This window comes from Zavarzinia sp. (assembly GCF_049306435.1).
Classification (GTDB): Bacteria; Pseudomonadota; Alphaproteobacteria; order Zavarziniales; family Zavarziniaceae; genus Zavarzinia.
In genome coordinates this window covers 1-5402 of the sequence record NZ_JBAQRT010000394.1, presented here as the reverse complement: position 1 = coordinate 5402, position 5402 = coordinate 1, and the positions used below count along the sequence as shown (strand labels likewise).

The following is a 5402-nucleotide window of genomic DNA, read 5'->3' as shown; positions in this document are numbered from 1 at the left end:
CCCTCGTTCTTGTCGTTATTGTTGTTTGCTTGCGGGGCTGGCTCCCGCTTCGGGGCCTATGAGGCGCCGGCCTTCGCCTGCGCCAGCAGGCCGCGGCGGATCGCCCGGCAGCTTTCGATGGCGGCGGCCTGAAAGGCGTCGGCCGCGAAAGTCGCGCCACCGTCCTGCAGCCAGGCCGCCAGCATGGTGGTCGTGACCTGCAGCATCAGGCTGGCGGCCAAATCCGGCGGGCAGCCCGGCGGTGGCGGCGCATGACGGGCCAGCGCCACGATCATCAGGCTCATGCCCGGCAGCGCCAGCGATTGCGCGACAGTGCCGAGGCTGAAGCCCGGCCGGGCGCAATATTGGCGCAGGAACAAGACATGATCGGCGCCGCCCTGGCCCTGCAGCGCCTGCTCCAGCAGGGGCTGGACCAGCGCGCGCAGGCAGGTCGGCAGGTCCGGCCGGGCCGATCCCGTGGCGCCTGGATCGAGGATGGCCAGCCGCCGCGCGTCGATCGCCTTCAGCCGCTCGACCACGATGGCGCGATAAAGCCCCTCGCGCGAGCCGAAGTGATATTGCAGGGCGGTCTGGTTGCGCTGGCCGGCCCCTTCGAGGATTTCGGTGGTCGCCACGCCGTCGAAGCCCCGCTCCCCGAACAGTCTCAGGGCGGAGGCGAGAATGGCATCCCGCGCGTCGATCCGGCTCATGGGCCCTCCCCCTGGCGGTTGTCTCCAGCCACGATAATGCCAGGCATTAAATTCGCCAAGGCAAATTGATGGCGGGCATTAGAAAACGCGATCCGGAAAAGGGGCGGGCCGATGGGGGCCGGGGGCGCTCAGCTCTTGGGCGGGACCGGGCGCGACTTGCCGTTCGAATCGATGGCAACGAAGGTGAAGGTCGCCTCGGTCACCTTGAAGGTATCCTCGCTGTCGCGGCTGCGGCGCCAGGCTTCGACGCGGATCTTCATCGAGGTCCGTCCGACATCGATGATCTCGGCATAGAGGCTGACCTCGTCACCGACGGCGACCGGCCGCAGGAAGGCCATGCCCTCGACCGCGATGGTGGCGCAGCGGCCCCGGGCGCGCCTCGCGGCGGCGCTGCCGGCGGCCAGATCCATCTGGGCCATCAGCCAGCCGCCGAAAATATCGCCGGCCGGGTTGGTATCGGCCGGCATGGCGATGGTGCGGATGGTCGGCTCGCCGGCCGGTGGCTGTTCGTTGGGTTGGACTGGCACGTAGGCGCCCCTCGTCGGCAAGTGATCGCCCCTGTTACTCGGCGCGGCCCTGGATCTGGCGGGCGTGGCCGGCGCGGATCACGGTTTCGCAATGGCGGGCCAGGGATTTCCGGCTGCCCGCTTCGGTAACCGTCAGCGGCGCATGGAATTCGATCTCGGCGGTGATCGGCCCGAAGCTGAGGGCCTGCACGAGATGGGGCGCCAGTTCCATGTCGCCGAACCAGGTGAAGAAGGGCCGGTAGTCGCGGCCCATCGGCATGCCCTGCAGTTGGGTGTAACTGACCGTGACCGGCTGGACGACCACGGGGCCGACGCCGCCGCCCCGCCGGGGCACTTCGATCTCGGCGGCGCCGAACAACGCGCTCTTGAACGGCAGGACGCGGCAACCATCGGACGAGGTGCCTTCCGGGAACAGGATCAGATTGTCGCCGCCGCGCAGCCGGTCGACGAGCACGTCGCGGCTTTCGGCGGTGCGGCTGCGCTTCTCGCGCTGGACGAAGACGGTGCGCTGCAGTTTCGCGAGGAAGCCGAAGATCGGCCAGCCCTCGATCTCGCTCTTGGCGACGAAGGAGCCGGGAATGACCGCCGACAGCACCGGGATGTCGAGCCAGGACGAGTGATTGGCGATATAGAGAACGGCGCCCCGCTTGTGCCGGCGGCCGTGAACGACGAGCTTCACGCCCAGCGCCCGGCACAGCATCTTGTGAAAGAAGAAGGGCACGGCCACGGCGATCTTGCGGTCGAGCGCGAGGGCCAGCAACTGCACCGGCACCATGAGCACGAGCAGCGCGACGAAGACCGACAGGCGCGAGAAGGCCCGGATCCGGCCGAGGCGCGACTGGCCGGGCAGCGCGGGCGCCGGCAGGTCGGGCCATTCGCCGGCCTCGAACTGGAACGGATCCCGCCGACGCGAACGTCCGGCGAAGCGCCGCGAGGCGCTGCGCTTCTCGGCTTCCGCGGCAGCGGTCATGGCTTGCGCATGGCCCGGGCGAGGATATCCGCCGCCTTGTCGAGTTCGTTGCGGTCGGCCCGGTCGAGCGGGATGCCATAGAGTTCGAGCCGGTGATCGACGAGGCGGAAGCCCAGTTCGCGGGCGACGAATTCCTGCAGCTTCTCGATATCCTCGTTGCGGAACTCGATCACGCGGCCGGTCGCCAGATCGATCAGGTGATCGTGATGCGAATCGGGCACTTCCTCGTAACGCGAGCGGCCGTCGCGGAAATCGTGACGCTCGAGAATGCCGGCTTCCTCGAACAGCCGCACGGTGCGATAGACGGTGGCGATCGAGATCTTGGGATCGAGCGCGATGGCCCGGCGATACAATTCCTCGACATCCGGGTGGTCGGCCGATTCGGACAGCACGCGCGCGATCACGCGGCGCTGATCCGTCATGCGCATTCCCTTGGCGAGGCAGATATTCTCGATTCGATCGGACATCGGGCTTAGTCTCGGACCACTTCCGGGGGCTGTATCGCGGGGCCTATTCCCCGAACTGTCATGCAATTCGCCGCAGTATGCCGCGACGGGCCAGCGGCGTCACCCGGAACAAGTCAAAAAAAGCCGATATCCCCCGCCAGCCCTCCCGCCTTGCGCGCGGCGGGGCGAGGATGGCGCTTTCGATCCCCGGTATGCCGGCTATCATGGACTTCGCCTCCATGATCCTGCCCGTGACAGACCACAGCCTCATGCCGAATTCCGACCCGTTTCCCTCGCCCACCCCCGCCGGACAGGAAGCACCGGCGCCGATACGCTATGTCCGGCTCAACCCCGGCGACCCGGCGCCCTGGTTCAGGCAACGCAGCACAAGCAACCCGGCCTATGCCTTCGACACGGTGGCTGGCCGCCATGTCGTCCTGCTGTTCTTCATTTCGGCCGGCGATCCGCTTTCGGCCGCGGCGCTTCAGGCCGTCGAGCGGAATCGCGGCCTGTTCGACGATCAGCATTGCTGCTTCTTCGGCGTGTCATCCGATGCCGACGACGAGCGGCAGGCCCGCGTCCGGGAAAGCCTGCCGGGACTTCGGCATTTCTGGGATTTCGACGGCGCCGTCGGCCGGGCTTACGGTGCCCTGCCCATGGAACCTCAGCCGGCCGGCCGCGTGACCGGGCGGCGGTTCTGGCTGGTGCTCGACCCCCTGCTGCGGGTCGACCGGGTCTTTCCCCTGCTGCCCGGCGGCGCCGAACAGGCGGAATTGTTCGATCATCTGTCGCGGCTGCCGCCGCCGGCCCTTCACGCGGGCCGCCCCACGCAGGCCCCGGTGCTGTTGCTGCCCCGGGTGTTCGAGCCCGACCTGTGCCGACGGCTCATCCAGCATTACGATGCGGTCGGCGGCACGGAGAGCGGTTTCATGCGCGAGATCGACGGCATGACCCGGCTGGTCACCGACCCGGGCCACAAGCGCCGCCGCGATGTCGAGATCGCGGACGAAGCCCTGATCGCCGAGACGCGGGGTCGCATCCACCACCGGATCGCGCCGCAGATCCGCAAGGCCTATCAGTTCGAGGCGACGCGGATGGAACGCTATCTGGTTGGTTGCTACACGGCCGAGGACGGGGGCCATTTCAGGCCGCACCGCGACAACACGACCAGGGGCACGGCCCATCGCCGCTTCGCGGTCTCGATCAATCTGAATGACGATTTCGAGGGCGGAGACATTTTCTTCCCGGAATTCAGCCCCGAAGGCCTGGTGCCGCCACCGGGCGGCGCCGTCGTCTTTTCCTGTTCCCTGCTGCACAGCGTGCGGCCGGTGACCCGGGGACGCCGCCTCGCCTTCCTGCCTTTTCTCTACGACGAGCCGGCGGCGAGGATCCGGGCCGAGAACTTGCGTTTCTTCGAGGGCGCGGACAGCGCCGGCGGCTGACGACGCCCAGCACGCGGACAAAAAAAGGGCGGCCGCGCGGCCGCCCTGATCTTGCCCGTCAGCCCTCAGGCGCGGCGGGTGCGCTTGCGGCGCGAGGTGCCGAGGCCGATCTTCTTCGCGAGGTCGCGGCGCTGTTCGGCGTAATTGGGGGCGACCATCGGATAATCCGGCGGCAGTTCCCAACGGGCGCGATATTCGTCCGGGGTCATGCCATAGGCGGTCATCAGGTGCCGCTTCAGCATCTTCAGCTTCTTGCCGTCTTCGAGGCAGATCAGATATTCCGGCGTCACCGACTTCTTGATTGCCACGGCCGGCTGCGGCCGGGCCGGTGCCGGCTCTTCCTTCGGCGTGCCGATGCCGGCCAGCGTCGCGTAGACCTGCTGAATCAACTGGGGCAGCTCGGAGAGCGGAACCGAGTTATTGGAAACATGGGAGGCGACGATATCTGCCGTCAGGGACAGAAGCTCGCTGTGCACTGCCTTTTCTTCGCTCATCAGGTGCCCTTTCCACGCGCAACGCGTGTTGTGCCGAAGCCTGCGCCCCGGCGAATGTATCGACCCGTCGCCCGAAGTATCGACTGCGCCCTCGCCGTTGACTTCCGGATTGCCCCCCGCTCCATCTGTCCCGATTTCGTCTGCACGAGACCTTGAAGGGGCCTCGGAAAATCCATCGAAACGGCAGCAACGACAAGCGGCAGTTTATCTTCATGCCGACTGATTTTGATCTATAAGGTGCCCGTTCGGGGAAATCAATTGATGTTTACATTGATCTTCAAAATCACAAAGTGATCGCTAGCAAAACATCCCGATGGCGAGGTGATCGACTGGCACTCGCCCGGTCGAAATCATCGAATTGCACCCACTGTTCGAAATGGGTGGATTGTTGGTGATAAAACCGGTCAGGCCGAGAGGTCGCGTGTCAGCACCAATGCATCCACGGGGGCGCCGGACGGCCGCGTGTAATAGTTGCGTCGCCGGCCCGCATTGATGAAACCGGCCGAGCGGTACAGCGAAATCGCGGCAAGATTGTCGATCGCGACCTCGAGAAAGGCGACAGCCGCGCCGGCCGCCACCGCCCGCGCCAGTCCGGCGGTCAGCAGGCGCCGGCCAAGGCCCCGGCGCCGGTCGGCGGGGGCGACCGCCAGGGTGATGATCTCGGCTTCATCGGCGGCGACGCGCAGCAGGATGAAGCCGCCGGGCGCGATCAGGGTGATGGCGCCGGCGCCGAAGGCCAGCGGGCGGAGGGTTTCGGTATCCCAGGGCGCATGGGGGAAGGCCGCGAGATGCAGCGCGGCGAGATCGGGCAGATCGCCTTCGGCCGCGGGGCGC

7 protein-coding genes are annotated in these 5402 nt (G+C 67.1%); 1 reads left to right on the top strand and 6 read right to left on the bottom strand.

Annotated features, from left to right (window positions below; translation table 11 throughout):
* Window positions 1-56 precede the first annotated feature (56 nt).
* The 4 genes from WAZ62_RS22235 to WAZ62_RS22220 all read right to left on the bottom strand — a co-directional run bounded on the left by WAZ62_RS22235 (window position 57) and on the right by WAZ62_RS22220 (window position 2653).
* Window positions 57-689, bottom strand: a complete 633-nt coding sequence (locus WAZ62_RS22235) for a TetR/AcrR family transcriptional regulator (protein WP_422645704.1) — start codon at window positions 687-689, stop codon at window positions 57-59.
* A gap of 128 nt (window positions 690-817) precedes the next feature.
* Entirely contained in the window at window positions 818-1156 is a 339-nt protein-coding gene (locus tag WAZ62_RS22230) for an acyl-CoA thioesterase (protein WP_422645705.1), read from the bottom strand.
* 94 nt (window positions 1157-1250) lie between these two features.
* Window positions 1251-2186 (bottom strand): lysophospholipid acyltransferase family protein, encoded by a 936-nt coding sequence (locus WAZ62_RS22225; RefSeq protein ID WP_422645703.1) that lies wholly within the window; start codon window positions 2184-2186, stop codon window positions 1251-1253.
* Window positions 2183-2653 carry a Fur family transcriptional regulator gene (locus WAZ62_RS22220; protein WP_422645702.1) on the bottom strand — a complete coding sequence of 157 codons (471 nt, stop codon included), beginning with the start codon at window positions 2651-2653 and terminating at the stop codon, window positions 2183-2185. The genes WAZ62_RS22225 and WAZ62_RS22220 overlap by 4 nt, the downstream gene beginning before the upstream one ends.
* 218 nt (window positions 2654-2871) lie before the next feature.
* Here WAZ62_RS22220 and WAZ62_RS22215 point away from each other — a divergent pair, with 218 nt between their 5' ends.
* A complete protein-coding gene (locus tag WAZ62_RS22215; protein WP_422645701.1) occupies window positions 2872-4074 on the top strand; it encodes a 2OG-Fe(II) oxygenase in 1203 nt (400 codons plus the stop codon).
* A gap of 65 nt (window positions 4075-4139) precedes the next feature.
* Here WAZ62_RS22215 and WAZ62_RS22210 read toward each other — a convergent pair whose 3' ends face one another.
* The gene (locus WAZ62_RS22210; RefSeq protein ID WP_422645700.1) at window positions 4140-4568 is read right to left on the bottom strand and encodes a MucR family transcriptional regulator; all 429 of its coding nucleotides are present in this window, start codon (window positions 4566-4568) and stop codon (window positions 4140-4142) included.
* Between the two features lie 404 nt (window positions 4569-4972).
* A partial coding sequence (locus WAZ62_RS22205; protein WP_422645699.1) for a GNAT family N-acetyltransferase occupies window positions 4973-5402 on the bottom strand: 430 nt, incomplete at its 5' end.